This window comes from Streptomyces flavovariabilis (assembly GCF_000725785.1).
Classification (GTDB): Bacteria; Actinomycetota; Actinomycetes; order Streptomycetales; family Streptomycetaceae; genus Streptomyces; species Streptomyces hawaiiensis.
On record NZ_JNXD01000016.1, the window covers coordinates 24,631 to 45,120 of the forward strand.

Below are 20,490 nucleotides of genomic sequence, written 5' to 3' on the forward strand. Positions count from 1 at the left end.
GGGGCCTAACTCGTGTTAGCCGTGGGTTGATGCCCCAGATGATGTGAGCACGGAACGGGCCTGTCAAGGCGTGCGGGTGCTTGACCTTTAACGAGTTAGGTCCGAAAGTCCTGATCCCATGAGCCACCGTCTCCGACGAGAGGAACGAGGTGCGTGATGGGCGGAATCACCAGGAGAGCACTGTTCGCCGGGTCGGCCGTGGGCGCGGCCGGCGCCCTGCTGCCGACAGCGGGCCCGGCCGGGGCCGGACCCCGGACGGCCCGTGCGAGCTACCGGGCCGCGTACCACTTCACCGTGCCCGAGCAGTGGAAGAACGACCCGCAGCGGCCGGTCTGGATCGACGGCAGCTATCACTACTACTACCTCCACAACGCCGACTACCTCGCCGGTGAGATCGGCACCGCCTGGCGTCTGGCCACCAGCACCGACCTGGTCTCCTTCACGGACCGGGGGATCGCCGTGCCCAAGGACACCACTCCCAACGGCGACGTCTGGTCGGGCTCGGCGGTGATCGACACGGATGGCACGGCCGGCTTCGGGGCGGGGGCGGTCGTCGTCCTGGCCACCATGTCACCGCACGACGGCCCGGCCGACCAGGCGCAGTACCTGTACTACTCCACCGACGGCGGCCGCACCTTCACCCCGCACGGCACCGACCCGGTGCTGCCCAACCCCGGCGTGCGCGACTTCCGCGACCCGAAGGTGTTCCGCGACGAGGAACGCGGCCGGTGGGTGATGACCCTCGCCGAGAACGACAAGGTGGGCTTCTACTACTCCGCCGATCTCAAGTCCTGGACGTATGCGAGCGGGTTCGTCAAGGCCGGCATCGGAGTGCTGGAGTGCCCCGACCTGTTCCGGATCCGCGCCGCGGACGGCACACCGAAGTGGGTGCTCGGGGTGAGCGCCAACGGCAAGGGGGCCGGACTGCCCAACACCTACGCCTACTGGACGGGCTCCTTCGACGGCGGCGCTTTCACCGCCGACGCGTCCGAGCCGCAGTGGCTCGACCACGGCTGGGACTGGTACGGCGCCGTCACCTTCGACAAGCGCGGCACCGACGGCACCCTCGACGAGGACGCCCGCTACGCGATCGGCTGGCTGAACAACTGGGACTACGCCCACATCACGCCCACGATCGACAGCGACGGCTTCAACGGCACCGACTCCATCGTCCGCGAGATCACGCTGCAGCGCGGAGGCGACGGCAGGTACTTCCTGGCATCCCGGCCGGTCGCCGCGCTCGACCGGTACGTCTCCCGGACGGCGCGGCTCGGCGATCTGGAGGTCGAGGGCACCCGGGTCCTCGACTACGAGGGCACCGCCTACGAGCTGACCTGCGACATCACCTGGGACCAGCTCACGGGCGCCGGTGTGCAACTGCGGCGCTCCCCGGACGGCGTCCGGCACATCGACGCCGGTGTCCATCGCGACTACGCCTACCTCAACCGCCGCCCCACCGTGTCCCCCGACATGACGGGCAGATGGCAGGAGAGCCGGAGCCTGTTCGACCCGGCCCGGCGTGCGGTGCGGTTGCGCATCCTGGTGGACCGCACCTCCGTGGAGATGTTCGTGGACGACGGCCGGTACGTGCATTCGTCGGCGGCCTTCCCGTACCTGGTCGACACGGGGCTCGCGCTCTTCACGGTCGACGGGAGGGCGGTGTTCCGCAACACCGTGATCCGCGAGTTCAGGGTGTAGGGCGGGCGTGGGCGTTGCCGCGCGGCCGTGCTCCGGTCTCCTCGAAACCACTGTCCCGGACGACGGGCAGGTCCCCTTCCCGAAGGTGCGCGCGGCGTCGATCAGCTCCTCGACGAGCAGCAGTCCGCCCTCGCCAGGGTCCGCCCTGGCTGGTCGAGTGTCGCTGTTCCCCGTCGCGGCATGGTCGCCCTCGGCGGAGATCACTGTCACGATCTTCGGGAAGACAGGCACGCCCACGACCAGCGGAGCGCTCATGACGACGGACGACCGGACGACGGACGAGACGGCGCGGAAGGCCGGGGTGGAGGTGCGGCCGGTCGCCGGGTACATCGGGGCCGAGATCAGCGGGGTGGATCTGGCGGCTGACCTCGATGACGCCGTGGTCGCCGCGATCAGGGCGGCGGTGCTGCGGTGGAAGGTGGTGTTCTTCCGGGGGCAGCGGCTGGACCACGCCGGACATGTGCGGTTCGCTCGCCGGTTCGGCGAGCTCGTGGTGCTGCCCCGGCGGGGCAAGGCCTCGCCCCCGGACTTCCCCGAGATCGAGACGACCGCCGACCGGCTGGAGCTGGGCGGGCGGTTCGGGATGGAGCACGACGAGTGGCTGCGGCGACGCCGCCACACGCTGCTGCGCGGCTGGCACTGCGACCACGGCGCCCGCGTCGACCCGCCCGCCGCGACGATCCTGCGCGCCGAGACCGTACCGCCCTACGGCGGCGACACCACCTGGTCGAACCTGGCGGCGGCGTACGCCGGACTCTCCGCGCCGCTGCGGCAGTTCGCCGACGGGCTGCGGGCCGAGCACCGGCTCGGCGTCGGCTACCAGCCCCGCCCCGGCGACGACGCGTACCTCCGGCACCTGCTGGACCGGCAGGTCGCCTCGCTGCACCCCCTGGTGCGCGTCCACCCCGAGACGGGGGAGCGGATCCTCTACGTCAACGGCTACTACGTCGAGCAGATCGCCGGCCTCTCCCGGCCCGAGAGCGGCGCGATCCTTCAGATGCTGCTGGAGCAGGCGGTCCGGCCCGAGTACACGGTCCGGTTCCGCTGGGAGCCGGGCAGCGTGGCGTTCTGGGACAACCGCGCCACCATGCACCTGGCGCCGGGCGACGCCTCCCACCTCGACCATCCGCGGATCATGCACCGCGTGATGCTCGCGGGGGACGTGCCCGTCGGGGTGGACGGCAGTCCGTCGGAGCCGATCACCGGGACCGCGCCCGGCCGTTGGTGACCGGCACCGGTCCGGCGGGCGGGACCGCGGTCGTGCCATCGCCGGGCACCGCGGGCCGGGGCCCCCGTGGTGGCAGCCCGCGGCCCCGGCTGTGAACGGCCGGCCAGGGGCCGGCAGCAGACGTGCCGCCCTGCGAGCCCGTCGGCCCGGCCGAGGACCGGGCCCGCCGTGCGCGCCGGGGCCTGTCGTTCCCGTCCCGCCCGGTCAGCGCAGCGGGATCGTCACCTCGTCCTCGACGGGCGGGTCGATCTCCTGGGCACGGTTGCCGGTGGCCGCGTAGCAGCGCAGGCGGACCGATTCCGGGGAGACGTCCAGGCGCAGGAAGCACTTGAAGAACGGCGGGCTGTACGTCGCCGAGCTCGGCGAGAACAACGATGTGTAGATCTTCCGCACGGGCAGCCGGAACCGCTTGGCCTTGTCCGGGCGGCGGCCGGTGCCGAGCAGCCCGGCGACCAGGCGGACGCGCCGGGTCACACGGGTCGAGGCGCCCGGGGTGCGCGTGGGCTTGATGCCGAGCCGCTCGGTGATCACGGCCGAGGCCTCGGCCTCGGTGAGAGTGAAGAAGCGGCGCATCCGCAAGCGGCTGCCGTAGAGCCGGCTGTAGAAGGCGAGGGAGTCGCCGCGCAGCGGATAGCAGCGGAAGTCCTGCTCGGTGACGCCCGCCACGTCGACGCGGGGGATCGTGTGGGTGGCGTGCATGAACGCGCCGCCCCCGCCCGCGACGACGTACTGGAGCGTGCGGCCGTCGTCCAGCCGGACCGGGTAGCGCTGGTAGTTGTGGATGTCGCCGCCGATCGCCGCCACGTAGTGGTGGGCCGGGTCGCGGACGATGTCGTCGACGGTGCCGCCCCCTTCGACGGCGCACGGCTCGCGCCGGCCGTCCACATACAGGGGGGAGCCGGTGACCAGGATCTTCGGGCGGGGGCCCCGGGAGACCTCGCGCAGCCAGGCGCCCTGCTCGACGTCGAGGGTGCCGAGCAGGCCCGTGTCGATGCCGATGATCCGTACCGGACCGGCGTCGATCGCCCAGTACGAGCCCGGCTGGACGGCCTGTTGGGCGGCGGTGGAGCGCAACTCGCGTGCTTCGGCGAGGTGTTGTCCGTCGTCCGGACGCGGCCGGTGCCACAGCAGCGTGCGCAGCCAGGCCCGGGTGAGGGGGCGCGGACGGGGCTCGGGCGGCAGCGGCGGGGCGTCGTCGCAGAAGACGCGCATGAAGCCGTCGAGGTCCTCGTACCAGTCGTGGTTGCCGGGTATCGCGTAGATCGGCGCCCGGTAGTCCTGGTAGGGGCGGAAGAACTTGGTGCCGTAGTCGTCCGCGCTGCCCACCGGGTAGATCACGTCACTGGCCAGCACGGCGAAGCGGGTGTCCTGACCGGTCTTCAGCAGACCCGGTACGACGGCGTACTGGGGATCGTCGCCCTCGCCGGTGTCGCCGATGACGAGGAACGAGAACCGGTCCGGGTCGTCGCGCCGGATCACCTTGTCGGCCGGTGCGCCGGAGGCCGCCCGCTGCGCCACCCACCGGCCGCGTGTCCTGCCGGTCGGGTCCCCGAACCAGGAGGCGAGCACGCCGTTGCGGGCGACCCACAGCATCCTGGGGTTCAGCCACGAGATCTTCTCGACCTTCGGCGGCATCAACTGCCGGTACGCGCCCCGTTCGGTGGTACCCCAGCCGGCGCCTTCGGCGGTATCGCGTGAGGAGTCAGACACCGATGCACCGTAACAATCGAGCCAGGCCCCGCCCGCAGGCGGGTTTCCTCATCGCTCGCTCGTGGGTGCGGCCGGCTCGCGCCACGCAGGGCGCGGCGTGGCGACGGAGTCGGCCGCCGGGCCGGGCCGACGTGGCGACGGCCGCTCGCCCAGCACCAGCAGCGGATCGAACATCACCACGACCCCGGCCAGCAGCAGGAGGACCACCGGCCCCAGCAGCATCGGCAGCAGCAGGGACGTGGGCGAGTCGCCCGCCCATGTCCCGCCGGTCGTGTCGTGCACGTGGACGCTGACGGCGGCCATGCCCGTGTAGTGCATGCCGGACACCGCCACGCCCATCACCAGGCTCGCCCCGAGGCTGGTCAGAAAGCCCCGGATGGTTACTGCCGCCCACAGTGCGGCAGTCGCGGCGCCGATGGCGATCAGCACGGACAGCGCGACACCGACCGGGTCGTAGCCGACCTCGCCGTTCAGCCGCATCGCCGCCATGCCGAGGTAGTGCATGCCCGCCACGCCCAGTCCGGTGACCGAGCCCGCCACCGCCAGCGTGGCGCCGCTGGTGCCGCGGTGGCCGACGATGAACACGCCGACGCCCACCACGGCGACGGCCACGACGAGACTGAGCACCGTCGTGGCCGCGTCGTACCGGACCCGTGTCTCCTCCACATGGAAGCCGATCATGGCGATGAAGTGCATCGTCCAGATGCCGCATCCGATGGAGACGGCGCCTAACGCGAGCCAGCCCGTCTTCCAGGACCGCGCGTCGAGCAGCGAGCGCACGATGCACCGCAGCCCCAGCGCCCCTCCCAGACAGGCCATCAGATACGCCGCGACCGGGGTCACCGCACCGTAGCGGAACCCGTCGACCGTGCCGTCCATAAGCCAACTCCCCCCGAGTCATGGCTGGTGTTCAGCAAGGTCTACGCGCAGGGATCGCGCGATAGCAAGCCCTTACCGTCGGTAGGCCGGCAACTCGCGTTCGGCAGGAGCCGATTGGGGTCAGAATGTGCGCTTCAGCAGGTCGAGCAGCGCCGACCAGTGCCGCTCGTCGCCCTCCGGGTGGTATGAGGCGGTGTCGGCCTGCGTGAAACCGTGGGGCGCGCCCGGGTACACCTCGCAGCGGTGGCGCACGCCCGCCGCCGTCAGTGCCTCCTCCAGGCGCTCGATCTGCTCCGCGGGCAGGGAGGGGTCCTGGTCGGCGTGGCCGAAGTACAGCTCGGCGGTGACCTTGCCGGCCACCAGGTGGGGGCTGTCCGGGGTGTCCGTGGCGAGTCGCCCGCCGTGGAATCCGGCGGCGGCCGCGACCCGCTCGGGGTAGGTGCCGGCGGTGAGCAGTGAGAGGCGGGCGCCCATGCAGTAGCCGGTCAGCGCGACCGGACCGTCGGCCACGGCCGGGGACCCGTCCAGCCAGCCCAGATACGCACCGGCGTCCCGCATCGCCAGGTCGGGTGTCAGGGCCTGCATGACCGGCACGATGCGCTCGAAGATCTCCGGACGTGCCCCCGGGTCGATGAACCCGGGCAGATCGAACAGCGGGGCACGACCGTGCCGGTAGAACACGTTCGGCACCAGCACCGTGTAGCCCTCGGCGGCCAGCCGGTCGGCCATGGAGCGCAGCTGCGGTCGCAGACCGAAGGCGTCCATGAACACCAGGACCGCCGGGTGGGCGGCCCCGTCGGCGGGGTGGGCCAGATACGCGTCGGCGGTGCCGTCCTCGGTGGGGATGTCGACGTCGGTTCCCTGTACGGCGGTCATGGCTGGGCTGCCTCTCTGCGGGGGGTGGGGGCCAGGAACCCGTCCGCGTGACCGGGCGGATCACGGGCATCGTGGCACGCCCGTTCCCGGGGCGTTTCGCCCACCCCGGGCACGTGGTTGAACCGTGAACCGCTGTTGGTCCCCGCTTTACGTCTACTCGAACCGTGAGGGGTCGCCCGCGCCGTACCGCACGATCTCGGCCTCCCCGCCGGAGAAGTCGATGACCGTCGTCGGCTCGGTACCGCAGTCGCCGGAGTCGACCACCCCGTCCAGCACGTGGTCGAGCAGGTCCTTGATCTCCCAGCCCTGCGTCATCGGCTCCTCCTCGCCGGGCAGCAGCAGGGTGCTGGACAGCAGCGGCTCACCGAGCTCGGCGAGCAGGGCCTGCGTGACGACGTGATCGGGGATGCGCACGCCGACCGTCTTCTTCTTGGGGTGCTGCAGCATGCGCGGCACCTCCTTCGTCGCGGGCAGGATGAACGTGTAGCTGCCGGGCGTCGACGCCTTGATCGCTCGGAACACGTCGTTGTCGATCTGCACGAACTGGCCGAGCTGCGCGAAGTCCTGGCACACGAGGGTGAAGTGGTGCCGGTCGTCGAGCTTGCGGATCGTACGGATCCGGTCGATGCCGTCACGGCTGCCGAGTCGGCAGCCCAGTGCGTAGCAGGAGTCCGTGGGGTAGGCGACAAGAGCGTCGGCGCGGATGCTGTCGGCGATCTGGCCGATGGTGCGGGGCTGGGGGTTGTCGGGGTGCACGTCGTAGTACTTCGCCATCCGCCGAGCTTATGCCGTCGGCGCGGGTCGACGACGCAGGGAGGGGTACCGGGCGGGGGACGAGGCTCCCGCCGTGCGGCGTTCGGGCCGCAAGGAGAGCCCTCCGACGTGAGGTAACGTCCCCGACCGGTGTGCCGGAGGCGGCGCTTGGAGCGAGGGGAAGACCGAGGTGGCTGGCCGAGAGGACGGGAACCGGCAGCGGGAGACGCATGCCGGCACGGGTCCGGCGTGGGCGGAGGAACTGCTCGAGCACCTGCGCCCGTCCGGGCGCGATGTCCGCAGAGTCGTCGCCTGGCTTTCGGGCACCGTGGGCGCGACCGTGGCCCTGCAGGACGCCGCCGGGAATCTCGTCGCGGGAAACCGGCTCGCCCTGGACGAGGCCCTGGTCGCGGACATCACCGCCGGCCGGATCGCCTCCGCGGCCTGGGAGAGCCGGGAGCGCCACCTGCGTCTGGTAAGGGTGGAGCATCCGTCCCGCGCGTGCGTGCTGGCCGTCTCCCGGCAGGCCCCCTTCGACCGGCGGGCCGCCGACGTCGTCACGCACACCGCCCAGGTGCTCGAGCTGCTGCTGACGGCGGGCGAATCGACCGCGGCCGGGCACCGGCTGCGCCGGGCCACCGCCGACCTGCGCCTGGCGATCCTGCAACTGCTCATGGTCGAGGACACCGTCGCCGCCCGCCGCGTCGCCGCCGGACTCTGGCCCGGACTGCTCGACGCCGAGACGGCGTGCGTGTACGTCGTCGAGTCCGCCCCCGCCGTACGCGACCGCGTCGCCGAGGAGTGCCTGGACAGGACCCAGGAGGACGCCCTGGTCGTGCGCTGCCCGGCCATGGACGGGCACGTGATCGTCGTCGGCCCCCGTGACACCACGGGCGACGCCCTGCGGTCCCTGGTCGGACGGCACCCGGACCTCTTCCTCGGCGGCAGCGTCCGGCAGAGCCTCGCCCGGACCGCCACCGCCTACGGGCAGGCCGTCAGCGCCCTCGCCGTCGCGCACTTCCGTCCCGACAAGACGGCCGTCTACGCCGAGCGCACCCACCCCGAACGCCTCATGGACCCGGTGGCGCTGCGCGGCTGGACGTCCCGGGTGCTGCGCCCGCTCGACACCCTGCCGCACCACACCCGCGCCGAACTCCTCGCCACCAGCCGGCTCGGCCTGGAGTTCACCGCCGTCAACGCCGCCAAGGTCCTCGGCGTCAGCCGCAACACCGTCCGGGCCCGCATGGAACGCGTCGAGACCCTGCTCGGCACCGACTTCGCCGACCTCACCGTCCGGGCGGTCGTCCACCTGGCGCTCAACACCCAGATCGGCCTGCCCGACGCCCGGGTCGCCGACGGCACCGGGGACCCCGGGCTGCGCCTCGCCGACCTGCTGTCCGGTCCCGCCGTACGCACCTGGGCCCAGGACCTGTTGGGCCGGCTGGACGCCGACGCGCGGAACCCGCGCCGCACGCTGCGCACCTGGATCGCCGCCGGCGGCAACGCCGAACGGGCCGCGCAGGCCCTGGGCGTGCACGCCCAGACCGTGCGCGAACACGTCCGCAGCGCCGAACCCGTCCTGGAACGCCAGCTCCTCGCCGCGGGCACCGACCTGTACGAGGTCGTGCTGGCGCACCTGGCTGTGGGCGACCTCGATCTGCCCGATCTCCAGCGCCCGGCGTGAGCCGGTTTGCCTCCGGGGCAAACGGTTGGCCTGGTCCGGGCGGGACGAAACCGGGCCATCCGGACTCGGCTGTGCACGGGTGAGCCCTGCTGAGGGTGCAGCGGGCATCGACACGGTTCACAAGGCCTCGGCCATGGACGTAAGTTCAACTAACCGCGGGGGCACGACCGGAACGGGGGACCGGTCGCGCTCCCGCGCGCTGCCCCGCACGGCGGCGTGCCTCCGGTGGCGTCAGCCCCGCAGCCGCACCGGGATCTCCTGCCAGCCGAACGCGATGAACGACGGCACCTGCCGCAGACCCCCGTCGCCTTCGGCCAGACGCAGGCCGGGGAACCGGTCGAACAGCGCCGGCAGCGCGGTCAGGGCCTCCAGCCGGGCCAGCGGCGCCCCGATGCAGCGGTGGACGCCGATCCCGAACGCCAGATGGTCGTCGGCGCCGCGCGCGGCATCGAACCGGTCGGCGTCCGGCCCGTAGTGCTCGGGATCGAGGCCCGCGGCGGCGTACGTCGTGAGGATGGCGTCGCCGGCCGGGATGGTCACCTCGCCGACGGTGAGGTCGGTGACGGCGAACCGCAGCGGCAGCGACGCGATCGACGGGTGCGCGCGCAGCGTCTCGTCGACGACCGCGTCCCAGCCGATCGCTCCGGACCGCACGGCCGCCAGCTGCTCGGGACGGCGGAGCAGGGCGACCACCGCGTTGCCTATCAGATTCACGGTGGTCTCGAAACCGGCGCCGATGACCAGCAGCAGCGTGTACAGCAGCTCCTCGTCGCTCAGCCGGTCACCGTCCTCGTCTCGGACCCGGATCAGCTCGGTCGTCATGTCGTCCCCGGGGTGCGCGGCCCGGTGGGCGATCAGTGCGGGCAGCACCGTCCCGATCTGCCGCTGTACGGACGCCGCGTGCTCCGGGCTCGGATCGGAGGTGTCCATGATGGCCGCGATGAGCCGGCCGGTGTCCTGCGTCAGTGCGTCCGGCACACCCATCAGTTCGCAGATCATCCGCATCGGCAGCGGATGGGCGAGCCCCTCCTTGACGTCCACGACCTCGCCGTCGGCGGCCTCCAGCGCGGCCAGCAGCTCCGCCGTGATCGCCTCCACCCGGGGCCGCATCGCCTCGGTGCGCCGGTGCGTGAAGCTGGGCGCGACCAGCTTGCGCAGCCGGGTGTGGTCCGGGCCGTAGGTGGAGAGCATGTTGACCACGCCGACCCAGCCCAGGATCCAGGCCCAGGACGGGTGTTCGCCGATCTCGGGCCACAGCCGCCAGTGCAGCCGCGGATCCTTGCTGACCCGGGGGTCGAGGACGAGTTCCTTCAGCGTGTCGTACCGTGTGGGCGCCCAGGCGGGGAGGCCGCCGGGCAGTTCCACGGGCACGATCGGGCCGAGGGCGCGCAGCCGGGCGCTCTCGGCGGCGATGTCGGCGCCGAACGGGTCGAGAGCGATGCGGTCGGTCACGGTCACGGTCGTCCTCCTGGCTGGTCGGGGGAGCGGGGGCTGAAACGGACGGGCAGCGCCGTCAGCGAGCGGTGGAACGGGCCGGGGCGCCAGGTGAGGCGCTCGCGGGGCAGCACCGGTTCGAGGTCGGGCAGCCACTGGGTGAGCCGTTCGATCGCCTCCGTGGCGATGAGCAGGGTGTGCTGCTTGACCGGACAGGCATGCGGGCCCGCCGACCAGGACAGGTGTGAGGCGTCCGACGGGTGGCGGTCCGCGCCGCGGTCCCGCTCGGCGGCCTGGGCGAGCGCCCCGTAGGAGATCACCACCGGCACCGCGGCCCTGATCCACGCACCGTGGAAGGTGACCGGCGTACGGGCGTAGTGGATGCCGTAGTTGGCGAGCGGCGTCTCGTGGTGCAGAACCTCCAGCACCGCGTCCGTCACGGGGCGGGCGCCGTTGGTCAGCGTCGAGTAGTAGGCCGGGTTCCCGAGGATCCGGGACAGCGCGTTGGACACCAGGTTGGCCGTCGGCTCGTGCCCCGCGCCGAGCGTGAGGAACACCTGCCAGGTGACCTCCTCGGGGGTCAGTTCCGCCGGGTGGTCCAGCAGCCAGCTCGGCAGGTCGTCGCCGCGCCGCTCGGCCTTGGCGGCGATCAGCTCCAGCACGTATCCGCCGAACTCGGCCTCGCCCTCGGCCGCCTGGGCGCCGCCCTCGATCAGCTTGCCCAGCGCCGCGTCCAGCCGGTCGCTCGCGCTGTCCGGCAGCCCGAACAGGCTGTTGAACACCAGCGCCATCAGCGGCCGCGTGAACTCGCCCACCAGGTCCGCCTCACCGCGTGGCCCGAACCGGCTCACCAGCACATGCACCGCCCGGTGCACCCGGGCCCGCAGATCGTGCGGCTCCACCAGGTCGAAGGCGTCGATCAGTGCCGTGCGGTAGCGCAGATGGGCGCCGCCGTCGGCGAACAGGGTGTTGGGCCGCCAGCGCATCATGCCCAGCACCGGCGAGTCGTCGGGGACGGTCGCCTCCCACGGCCGGGGATCGTGCGAGAACGTCTGCGTGTCGTGCAGCAGATCCAGCGCCGCCCGCCGGTCGGTGACGACGTACGCCGGGACGCCGGGGGCGAGTTCGGCCCAGCCGACTGGGCCGTGGGCACGCAGGGCGGCGTAGTAGGGGTGGGGGTCGCGGGCGAAGCCGTCCTCCCACAGGCGGACGGGCGCCGCGAGGGAGAAGGCCTGCTCGGCGGGGGACGGGTGGGTCACCGGGGCTCCGGGGGGTGGTGGTCGATCAGGTGCTGCACCAGCGCGAGCAGGGCGTCGATGGAGGAGTTCGCCTCCCGCGCGTCGCAGGTCACCATCGGGGTCGCGGGCTCCAGGTCCAGGGCGGTGCGCAACTGCTCGGGTGTGTGGTGGCGGGGCGTGCCGGGGAAGGTGTTGAAGGCGACCGCGTACGGCAGTCCCGACTCCTCCACCAGTTCCAGCACGTCGAACGAGGCGTCGATCCGGCGGGCGTCGACCAGGACGAGCGCACCGAGCGCCCCGTAGGCGATGTCGTCCCACAGTGCCCGGAAACGTTCCTGGCCGGGCGTGCCGAACAGGTACAGCACGATGCCGCCCGGCAGGCTGATCCGGCCGAAGTCGATGGCGACCGTGGTGGTCGACTTGTCCCGGACACCGGCGAGATCGTCGACCTGGGCGGACGCCTCGGACAGCTGCTCCTCCGTGTGCAGCGGGCGGATCTCGGACACCGAGCGGATCATGGTGGTCTTGCCCACCCCGAACGGCCCGGTGATCAGGATCTTCACCAAGTCCTGGGCTGCGTCGGGGAGATGGACGTCCGTGCCCCCCGGCTCGGCGTCAACGGTGCTTGAGGTCGCGGAGGCCATCGGCCACTCTCTTCAGCAGGTCGGGGTCGAAGCGCCGGGCGGGCGGGATCGGCGCACGGGCCAGTACCAGGTCGCGGTCCAGGAGGTCGGCGGCCAGCACGAGCACCGCGGAGACGGGCAGTCGCAGCAGGGCCGCGGCCTCCATCACCGTCAGCGACCCGTGCTCCAGCTCCTCCAGCAGGGCCGCCTGCGCGGCGGGCAGGTCGGCGGGGGCCGGCTCACCGCAGCCGGTGAGGACCGACAGCCGCTCCAGATGCGCACGGCTGGGCCGCGCCACCCCGCCGGTCGACAGGTACGCGGGAACCAGGGGACGGCCGCCTCGGCGGCCGGTCATGCCGGCGTGTCGCCGTCGGCACCTCGGGGCCCGGCGGCCATCGCCTTCTCGCCCAGCCGCGCGACCTGCGAGTGCACCCGGTGGGCGAGCAGATCCAGTCGCACCTCGGGATCGCCGTACGCGGCGACGCAGGTGCCGTGGTCCGTCGGCACGATGAGTACGTAACCGTGGTCCGACTCGATGACGACCTGCCGGATGCCGGCCCGGTCGGTGTCGGCGAACGCCGCCGCCGCGGTACGGCAGGCGCCCTGCACGGTGCTGGTGATGGCCGCGACCCGCTCGGCCGACGGCCGCGACAGCGCGTCGGTGTAGCCGGTGACGAGTCCGTCCCGGGTGAGCAGGACGGCGGCCACGACGTGCGGCACCTCCAGGACCGGTTCGAGCACCCATGCCGTGTCCCCCGCTGCGCGGCTGGTCATCGAGCCGTTCCCCCTTCGTGGTCGTTGCTGTCGGCGTCCTCGGTTGCCGCGTCGGCCGTGGTCGTGGCCGGGGCACCCTCAGGTACGGCTGGAACGGCGCCGGTGTTCGATGCGGCGGCCTCGCGTGCCGCCGCGGTGCCGGACTGGAGGGCGCCGAGGGCCGCCGCGGACTCCTCGGGGCGGCGCGGGCGGCGTGGCGGCGCGGGTTCGGCCGCGGCGGGGCCGGTCGAGGTGGTGGCGCGGCCGCGGCGACGCCGCTGAGGGAGACCGCCGCTCTCCCGCGGGCCATGGTGGCCAGGGGCGGGGGCGTCGGCGTCCTGCTCCTTGCCATAGCCGTGATCGTGGCCCGGGGTGGCGGGAAGCGGCTCGGGCCTCCAGGGCCCGACGGCGGCGGGCCCGGAGCCGTCGGACGCGCCGGCCGGGACGGATTCGGGCTCGTGCGGCGGGGCGGCCGGAACGGTTCGGGGCGTGGGGAGCGGGCCGGACGGGCCGGTGCCCGAACCGTGGGACGCGCCGGAACCGCCGACCGCGTCCCGCGCCGCCGTCCTGCGGGTCGAACGCGGGGCGCCGGCCGCCGGAGGCAGTTCCTCGGGGTCGATCCGCGTCAGCAGATGACTGTCGACCCGCAGCACCGCCCGCACCCCGCCGTACGGCGACGGGGAGGACAGGTCCACGCTCAGGTCGAACTGTCTGGTCAGCTGGCCGACGGCCGCGAGCCCCATGCGCGGCGGGTCGCCGAGCTCGGTCAGCAGGATCGGATCCGAACCGGCGACCATCCGCTGGGCCCGGGCTCGCTCGTCCTGCGTCATGCCCAGGCCGGCGTCGTCCACGGTGACGCAGACACCGTGGTGGACCGCCTCGAGGTTGACCACGACGTCCGTGTCGGGCGCGGAGTGCCGCAGGGCGTTGTCGAGGAGCTCGGCGACGATGATGGCGACCGGCTCGACGGCGTGGGACACCAGGGCCGTGCCGGCCTCCAGGTGGTTGCTGACCCGGACGCGCCGGTAGCCCGCGAGCCGGGCCTGACCGCCCGTCACCGCGTCCACGAGATGGGACTCCTCCCGGGCGAGCCCCACCCAGGCCCCGCACACCACCGCGGCGATCTGCGCGCGCCGCAGCGACTGCTCGTTCTCGTGGTCCAGCTCGAACAGGGTCTGCGCCAGCTCGGGGTCGTCGTAACGCTGTTGCAGTCCGCGCAGGGCGTCCTGCAGCCGGTACAGCGCCGCCTGGATCTCCCGGGTGGCCCCGCGCATCCCGGCTTGCGCGGCCGCGTCGATCCGGGTTCGCTGTGCGGCCAGCTCGGCGTGCAGCCCCTTGAGTACCTGGTCCAGGGCGGCACCCAGCGGCGAACCGGCCAGTTGCGGATTGAGCGGGCCGGGCACGGTGACGTGGGAATGTGCGGCCTGCCGGGCCGCGGCGGGCACCCGCCGCGCCGCCAGATGCTCGACCTCGGAAGTGAACGCCCGGGAGGTGCCGTCCAGTTGCGCCCGCAGTGCGGCGGTCTTCGCGCGCTGCGCGGCCAGTTGCCGTCGTGAGCGCAGCAGCCCGCCGCCGAGGGCGAACGCGGACAGTGTGCCGAGGGCGAGGGCGCCTACGGCCAGGTCCGGTACTTCGATCATCGCGTCGATTCCAGGAGGGAGTCGGGAGGGGCTGGGTCCGAGGTGCTCTGGCGAGCCACTCGCAGCACAGTACACACCGTCATCGACCGGTCTCGCACGGTGGAGCGCCACTTCGTTCCGAAAGTGATCGGTGTCTGTTGGCTTCCGTGGCAACTGTCTGGATTGCCGTACAGACGGCGGGAGTTGGTGGTGCGTACGGGTCTGACCGGGCGGTGTCCGCGACGGTCACACATCGGTCACTCGACGTGACCGACAGGGTCTGTGTGCCCGTGCGGAGGGCGGGTACCCGTCCGGCGCCTGAAGAGGTCCGCTCCGCGAGAAGGAGGCCCGCATGAGCAGTGGATCGGAGACCGGCGGTGTGACCGGTACACAGGACAAGGACTACAACCTCATCTGGTATGTCGAGGCGTGCCTGAACAATGCTCTGCGCCTGGAGAGCTACATCCAGGACGCGGAGCGCGCCAAGGACACCGAGGTCGCGGACCTGTTCCGCAAGGCCCAGGCGGACAGCCGCAAGGGCGCCGAACTGGGCAAGGGGCTGCTGCGCGCACGCCTCGACGGAGGCTGAGGCGCACCGGCCCCCGAAGGCCCGGACCCCGCCGGGGGGCCGGGCCCTTCTTCGTGTCAGAGCCGGAAGACCTCGCCGATCCGCTCGGTGAGTTCGTCCTCCGTCATCGTGCCGTCCACGGTGACGGCGGGCAGCCCCAGGCGCGTGGTCTCCTCGTGCAGCCGATCCGTGAACAGGGCGTCCCGTACGGCGATGTTGTGGTCCGCCCGCCTCGGATCAGCGGTCCGCCGAGTGAAACTTCCCCCAGGTGTGGCACGGCTGCTGAACGCCACCTGGCGGAACTCCGGCGTGGGGAGCAACCAGACCGCGTGGCCGGGCTCGGTGAGCAGCGGCTTCACCAGGTGCGGCAGCAGCCGGAATCCCTCGACGACGACAGGCGTCTTCCTCGGCATGCGCGCGAGATCCTCGACGATCAGGCCGAAGGCCTCGCCCCGGAACCAGTGGAACGTCTCGAGCATCGTCTCGGGGGTCCGGTCCACCCACCGCTCGTCCATGTCCATGGCCATGAACGCGTGCAGGAAGGGCGCCTCCTCGGCGGTGGTCCGGCGCGCGTGCTCGGCCATCACGTCGTCGCTCGCGTAGCGACGCCAGCCATGCCGGTCGGCGAGCCGACGGGCGACCGTGGACTTGCCCGCGCCGCTCCCGCCGCCGATCCAGTAGACGTGCCGCATGGCTCTCCTCTCCCCGTGGCCGCCGCTGACTGTCAGTGCCGGATGCCACGATGCGCACAGCTCACCCTTCCATCCCACACGAGGAGGCTGATCGTGCGCAGGCCGGTCGAGGGAGAGGTTCATGTGCACTACGGGCAGCTTTACGTCGAGAGCGATCCGGACAGCTTCGGGCCCGGTCTGGCCGAGGCGTTCGCCGGGCAGAGCGCGGGACTGTGCGGGGCGGCGGCCCCCGGCGCCCTGTGGCTGAGCACCGGCCTGCACACCGGCGACGTCGGCTTCACGGTCGAGGTGCACGAGCAGGCCCCGCCGCTGGACCCGGTCTGGGAGGACGTGGTGGAGGTGTCCTTCCGCCCGGCCTCGGCGGACAGCGCGCTCGTGCAGTGGGCGGGGGAGGCGTCCTGGGACCTGGGCCTCGAGGAGACCGACTACCGGGTGCGCTACTGCGCCCAGGGCATGGACCGGGCGGGCGAGAAGGACACCCGGCTCGACGACGAGCCGCAACTGGACCGCTATCTGCTGCAGTTCTGGCCGGCGCCGCCCGAGCGTGACCGTGTGCTGAGGCAGACCTCGCAGAGCGCCGCGTACTGGCACGGCTATGCCCGGAAGCTGCCGCCCCCGCCCACCCCGGCTGAACGCGCCGAGTCCGAACGACGGGCCCGACTCGCCCGCGAGACTGCGGAGCGGGAACGCCTCCTCGCCTTCGAACGCCACCGGTGGGGCGGTCGGTTGCCGAGCGCGACCCTGCGCGAGGTCCGAGGCAATGTCAGCGGCCTGCGCGACTTCGACCCGGACCTCCTGCACGCCCTCGACGCCGCGGGCCCCGCCGCTCAGCGCGCGGTGGCCCTGTTCGCGGCCCACCGGGCCTGTGAGGCCGCGGGCCTCACCGCCCTCGACTGGGTCACCGGCGCCCTCACGGCCCTGGCCGAGGGCCGCCCGCTGCCGCCCCCCTTCGACGACGACACCCTCATGTGGCAGACCCTCGCCACCGACCCGCGCCTCCCGGACCGGACCGTCGGCCGGGCGGTCCCGCCCGAACGGCCGCCCTTCCGGCCCTCGCCCTCTGACACCGTCGCCCTGTCACCCCAGGAGGCGGCAACGATGGTGGTGGGTCCCGCGAGGGCCGTCGCACGACAGCCGAGCCGGCAGCCGGCCCCCGACCCCGCTGCCGCGGGTCCGCCGAGTCCGCCGCGGGCCTCGGAACCCGGCGAGTACGGCCTGTTCGTCAGCTTCGGCCCGCCGGATCCGTCCGTGTCCGTCTCGCAGCCACACGCGGCCCTCCCCGCCGTGACCGGCGCCGCCGACCCCGTCCCCCTCCAAGCGGCCGTGGACGCGGTGTACGCGGCCGTCGTCGCCTACGGCGAGGACTGGCCCGCCCTCCTCGCAGAGGTCCGGTCCCTCTGCGCGAGGCCGCCCGCCTGGCCGACCCCGGGTTCTTGTGCCGGCCATCCGTCCCCAAGCCCGGGCAACGCCCCGGGAACGCGCGGGCACCGGCCCCACATGTGACGGAGCGTAGCGGCGGTGCCGTCACCACCGGGTGACGGCACCGCACCCGGTGAGGCGCCCGGCACGTGAGTGACCCCGCCTCTGCGGGTACCCGGCCCGTCCCGCCAGGACCGGCCGGGCGGCCGCTCGCGGTGCCGACCCCGGCCGGCCGCCGGCCACGAGCCGAAGGAGCCCACGCACATGACGGACGTATCCGGTACCGGCCCCGCTCCGGGCGACGACCGCAAGGTACTCACCAACCGCCAGGGCCATCCGGTCTACGACAACCAGAACCAGCGCACGGTCGGCGCCCGCGGCCCCGCCACGCTGGAGAACTACCAGCTCCTGGAGAAGATCAGCCACTTCGACCGGGAGCGCATCCCCGAGCGCGTCGTGCACGCCCGCGGCGTCACCGCCTACGGCCACTTCGAGGCCTACGGCACCTGGGGCGACGAGCCCATCAGCCGCTACACCCGGGCCAAGCTGTTCCAGGAGCGCGGCAAACGCACGGATGTCGCCGTCCGCTTCTCCACCGTCATCGGCGGCCGCGACTCCTCCGAGGCCGCCCGTGACCCGCGTGGTTTCGCCGTCAAGTTCTACACCGAGGACGGCAACTGGGACCTGGTCGGCAACAACCTGGGCGTCTTCTTCATCCGCGACGCCATCAAGTTCCCGGACGTCATCCACGCCCTCAAGCCGGACCCGGTGACCTTCGAACAGCAGCCGGGCCGCATCTTCGACTTCATGTCGCAGACGCCCGAGGCCATGCACATGCTGGTCAACCTCTTCAGCCCGCGCGGCATCCCCGCCGACTACCGCCACATGCAGGGCTTCGGCGTCAACACCTACAAGTGGGTGAACCCCGACGGCGACACCAAGCTCGTCAAGTACCACTGGATGCCCAAGCAGGGCGTGCGCAGCATGACCGAGGAGGACGCGGCCAACGTCCAGGCCGACACCCTCGGCCACGCCACCAAGGACCTGTACGAGGCCGTCGCCCGCGGCGATTACCCGGAATGGGAGCTGCTCGTCCAGATGATGGACGACCACGACCACCCGGAGCTCGACTTCGACCCCCTGGACGACACCAAGACCTGGCCCGAGCAGGACTTCCCGCCGAAGCCGGTGGGCCGGATGGTGCTCGACAGGATGCCGCAGGACTTCTTCGCCGAGAACGAGCAGATCTCCTTCGGCACCGGCGTCCTCGTCGACGGCCTGGACTTCTCCGACGACAAGATGCTCATCGGCCGGACCTTCTCCTACAGCGACACCCAGCGCTACCGGGTCGGCCCCAACTACCTGCAGCTCCCCGTCAACCAGGCCAAGAACGCGGACGTGCGCACCAACCAGCGCGACGGCCAGATGACCTACCACGTGGACGGCGGGGGCGAGAACCCGCACGTCAACTACGAGCCGTCGATCACCGGCGGTCTGCGCGAGGCCCGGTACCCGACCCACGACGAGCAGGGCCCCGAGATCACCGGCCGGCTCACCCGCAAGCGCATCCCCCGCACCAACGACTACCTCCAGGCCGGGCAGCGCTACCTGCTGCTGGAGGACTGGGAACGCGACGACCTGGTGAAGAACTTCATCGGTCAACTGTCCCAGTGCGACCGGGCGATCCAGGAGCGCATGGTCTGGCACTTCCTGCTCGTCGAGAACGACCTCGGTCTGCGGGTCGGCGAAGGACTGGGCATCGGCCCGGAGGACGTGGCCGGACTGGAGCCGCTGGCGAGCCAGGACCTCACGGACGAGGACCGCGAACGCCTCGCCAACCTCGGCAAGAACGAGCCGCGCGACGTGGAGGGCCTCACGATGACCCACTGCGTCCCCGACGAACGGCATGTCGTGACCCGCTGACGGGTCACCCCGCCAGGGTTGAACGGGCCATCTCCAGGGCCTGTTCCGCGTAGCCCCGGCCGAACAGCACGGCGTGCACCAGCAGCGGAAACAGCTGGTGCACGCCGACGCGTCCCGCCCAGCCGGCCGCGAGCGGCGCCACCTCCTGGTAGCCGTCGAGCACCCGCTCCAGGTGGGGACAGCCGAACAGGTGCAGCATCGCCAGGTCCGTCTCCCGGTGCCCGCCGTGCGCGGCCGGGTCGATCAGCCGCACATGCCCGTCATCCGCCCACAGGACGTTGCCGCTCCACAGATCGCCGTGCAGCCGCGCGGGCGACTCGGCCGGGCCCGCCAGCACCGGCAGACGCTCGCACAGACGCTCCACGACGGCCGCCTCACCGGCCCGGACGGTGCCCTCATCGACCGCCCGCCGCAGATAGGGCAGCACGCGCTGCTCCGCGTACCAGCGCGGCCAGTCGGTGCCCCGCTCGTTGCGCATCGGCGCCGTCCCGATGTACGCGTCCACGGGCCCCTCCGGGGGCGGCGCCCCGAACGCGGGTGCCCCGGCGGCGTGCAGCGCGGCAAGGTCCCGGCCGAACCGCACGGCCGCCTCCCGGCCCGGCCGTCCCTGCGGAACCCGGTCGATGACCAGCCAGCCCTCCTCGTGCCCGTGCACCGCCGGCACCCGCACGCTCCCGGCAGCGGCCAGCCACCGCAACCCCGCCGCCTCGGCCGACGCCGCCCCCGGCTCCCCGGACCGCTTGACGACGACGACCCGCCCGTCGTCGAGAGTGACCTCGGCAAGAGCTCTCGACAGCGGCCTCTCACCGCTGACCGCCCGCCCGGTGAGCCGGGCCACGACATCCGAACGGACGGTCATACGACTCCCTCTCGACGCCGCTCTCGATCGCCCCTCAGCGTACGTACGCGACGCACCGGGCCCGGGCTGCCGTCCGGCTGGCGTCGTGCTTCGACCGGCGGCCGTCCCGGTCCCGGACATGCGCCACGCGCCGTCACGCGGGACGGTGAAATCGGGGCTCCGGCCGACAGAACCGGCCACCCACGGGGGAGCAGTCGGGTCATGACGAGTTCACCGTTCCAGCGCACCATCGCCCTGCCCGCCCCCGTGTGCGAACAGGCCGCACAGCACCTGGAGCAGGCCGCGCACCGGGCCATCGACGGAGTCGCGATCCCCCTGAAGGCGTTCCGCACCGCCGCCGACAACGACTTCACCCTTCCTGTCTCGGTCGTCGAGCAGGCGGCGGGCTGCCTGCTGGTCCTCGCCACCGAGATCGCCCAGACCGTACGCCCGTCCGCCCTGCGAGCCACCATCAGTGTCGCGCTGCGGCTGCGCGACGCCGTGCAACTGGCCCACCAGCCCGCCCTCAGCAGCAGGTTCTGGTGAGCCGGGCCC

General features: G+C 72.6%; 19 protein-coding genes. 7 read left to right on the plus strand and 12 right to left on the minus strand.

The window, feature by feature from the left end; translation table 11 throughout:
* Nucleotides 1–156: 156 nt before the first annotated feature.
* Together IO24_RS0126210 and IO24_RS0126215 are read left to right on the plus strand one after the other, a co-directional pair.
* Nucleotides 157–1,698: a glycoside hydrolase family 32 protein gene (locus tag IO24_RS0126210; RefSeq protein WP_031139551.1), complete on the plus strand. Its 1,542-nt coding sequence runs from the start codon at nucleotides 157–159 to the stop codon at nucleotides 1,696–1,698.
* Nucleotides 1,699–1,951: 253 nt separating this feature from the next.
* A complete protein-coding gene (locus tag IO24_RS0126215) occupies nucleotides 1,952–2,926 on the plus strand; it encodes a TauD/TfdA dioxygenase family protein (protein WP_031139552.1) in 975 nt (324 codons plus the stop codon).
* A gap of 204 nt (nucleotides 2,927–3,130) precedes the next feature.
* On the opposite strand, the gene IO24_RS0126220 is transcribed toward IO24_RS0126215, so the two are convergent.
* The 4 genes from IO24_RS0126220 to IO24_RS0126235 all read right to left on the minus strand — a co-directional run bounded on the left by IO24_RS0126220 (nucleotide 3,131) and on the right by IO24_RS0126235 (nucleotide 7,165).
* Nucleotides 3,131–4,636: a metallophosphoesterase family protein gene (locus tag IO24_RS0126220; RefSeq protein WP_031139555.1), complete on the minus strand. Its 1,506-nt coding sequence runs from the start codon at nucleotides 4,634–4,636 to the stop codon at nucleotides 3,131–3,133.
* Between the two features lie 48 nt (nucleotides 4,637–4,684).
* A complete protein-coding gene (locus IO24_RS0126225) occupies nucleotides 4,685–5,515 on the minus strand; it encodes an MHYT domain-containing protein (RefSeq protein WP_031139557.1) in 831 nt (276 codons plus the stop codon).
* A gap of 120 nt (nucleotides 5,516–5,635) precedes the next feature.
* A complete protein-coding gene (locus IO24_RS0126230) occupies nucleotides 5,636–6,391 on the minus strand; it encodes a dienelactone hydrolase family protein (protein ID WP_031139559.1) in 756 nt (251 codons plus the stop codon).
* Nucleotides 6,392–6,544: 153 nt separating this feature from the next.
* On the minus strand, nucleotides 6,545–7,165 hold the full coding sequence (locus tag IO24_RS0126235; RefSeq protein WP_031139561.1) for an L-threonylcarbamoyladenylate synthase: 621 nt from the start codon (nucleotides 7,163–7,165) through the stop codon (nucleotides 6,545–6,547).
* Between the two features lie 169 nt (nucleotides 7,166–7,334).
* On the opposite strand from IO24_RS0126235, the gene IO24_RS0126240 reads away from it, so the two are divergent.
* Nucleotides 7,335–8,828 (plus strand): helix-turn-helix domain-containing protein, encoded by a 1,494-nt coding sequence (locus tag IO24_RS0126240; RefSeq protein ID WP_031139562.1) that lies wholly within the window; start codon nucleotides 7,335–7,337, stop codon nucleotides 8,826–8,828.
* A gap of 231 nt (nucleotides 8,829–9,059) precedes the next feature.
* Here IO24_RS0126240 and IO24_RS0126245 read toward each other — a convergent pair whose 3' ends face one another.
* The 6 genes from IO24_RS0126245 to IO24_RS0126270 are packed head-to-tail and all read right to left on the minus strand — an operon-like array spanning nucleotide 9,060 to nucleotide 14,516.
* The gene (locus tag IO24_RS0126245) at nucleotides 9,060–10,286 is read right to left on the minus strand and encodes a cytochrome P450 family protein (protein WP_031139564.1); all 1,227 of its coding nucleotides are present in this window, start codon (nucleotides 10,284–10,286) and stop codon (nucleotides 9,060–9,062) included.
* Nucleotides 10,283–11,521 (minus strand): cytochrome P450 family protein, encoded by a 1,239-nt coding sequence (locus tag IO24_RS0126250; protein WP_031139566.1) that lies wholly within the window; start codon nucleotides 11,519–11,521, stop codon nucleotides 10,283–10,285. Before IO24_RS0126250 ends, IO24_RS0126245 begins: the two co-directional genes overlap by 4 nt.
* A complete protein-coding gene (locus tag IO24_RS0126255) occupies nucleotides 11,518–12,144 on the minus strand; it encodes a GTP-binding protein (RefSeq protein ID WP_031139568.1) in 627 nt (208 codons plus the stop codon). Before IO24_RS0126255 ends, IO24_RS0126250 begins: the two co-directional genes overlap by 4 nt.
* Complete coding sequence (locus tag IO24_RS0126260; protein ID WP_031139570.1) at nucleotides 12,116–12,478, minus strand: DUF742 domain-containing protein; 363 nt, start codon at nucleotides 12,476–12,478, stop codon at nucleotides 12,116–12,118. Before IO24_RS0126260 ends, IO24_RS0126255 begins: the two co-directional genes overlap by 29 nt.
* Entirely contained in the window at nucleotides 12,475–12,897 is a 423-nt protein-coding gene (locus tag IO24_RS0126265) for a roadblock/LC7 domain-containing protein (RefSeq protein WP_031139572.1), read from the minus strand. The genes IO24_RS0126260 and IO24_RS0126265 overlap by 4 nt, the downstream gene beginning before the upstream one ends.
* Nucleotides 12,894–14,516 (minus strand): ATP-binding protein, encoded by a 1,623-nt coding sequence (locus IO24_RS0126270; protein ID WP_031139574.1) that lies wholly within the window; start codon nucleotides 14,514–14,516, stop codon nucleotides 12,894–12,896. Before IO24_RS0126270 ends, IO24_RS0126265 begins: the two co-directional genes overlap by 4 nt.
* A 331-nt stretch (nucleotides 14,517–14,847) precedes the next feature.
* Between IO24_RS0126270 and IO24_RS0126275 the strand changes: the two genes are divergently transcribed.
* On the plus strand, nucleotides 14,848–15,084 hold the full coding sequence (locus IO24_RS0126275; RefSeq protein WP_031139576.1) for a hypothetical protein: 237 nt from the start codon (nucleotides 14,848–14,850) through the stop codon (nucleotides 15,082–15,084).
* A 56-nt stretch (nucleotides 15,085–15,140) separates the two neighbouring features.
* Here IO24_RS0126275 and IO24_RS0126280 read toward each other — a convergent pair whose 3' ends face one another.
* Nucleotides 15,141–15,755, minus strand: coding sequence for a hypothetical protein (locus tag IO24_RS0126280; protein ID WP_031139579.1), 615 nt, complete (start codon nucleotides 15,753–15,755; stop codon nucleotides 15,141–15,143).
* Between the two features lie 93 nt (nucleotides 15,756–15,848).
* Between IO24_RS0126280 and IO24_RS46045 the strand changes: the two genes are divergently transcribed.
* Nucleotides 15,849–17,258: a hypothetical protein gene (locus tag IO24_RS46045; protein WP_234335281.1), complete on the plus strand. Its 1,410-nt coding sequence runs from the start codon at nucleotides 15,849–15,851 to the stop codon at nucleotides 17,256–17,258.
* A gap of 180 nt (nucleotides 17,259–17,438) precedes the next feature.
* Nucleotides 17,439–19,097 carry a catalase gene (locus IO24_RS0126290; RefSeq protein ID WP_031139583.1) on the plus strand — a complete coding sequence of 553 codons (1,659 nt, stop codon included), beginning with the start codon at nucleotides 17,439–17,441 and terminating at the stop codon, nucleotides 19,095–19,097.
* Between the two features lie 4 nt (nucleotides 19,098–19,101).
* Here IO24_RS0126290 and IO24_RS0126295 read toward each other — a convergent pair whose 3' ends face one another.
* On the minus strand, nucleotides 19,102–19,956 hold the full coding sequence (locus IO24_RS0126295) for a fructosamine kinase family protein (protein ID WP_031139585.1): 855 nt from the start codon (nucleotides 19,954–19,956) through the stop codon (nucleotides 19,102–19,104).
* Between the two features lie 201 nt (nucleotides 19,957–20,157).
* Here IO24_RS0126295 and IO24_RS0126300 point away from each other — a divergent pair, with 201 nt between their 5' ends.
* Complete coding sequence (locus tag IO24_RS0126300; RefSeq protein ID WP_031139587.1) at nucleotides 20,158–20,481, plus strand: hypothetical protein; 324 nt, start codon at nucleotides 20,158–20,160, stop codon at nucleotides 20,479–20,481.
* The last annotated feature ends 9 nt before the right edge of the window (nucleotides 20,482–20,490 follow it).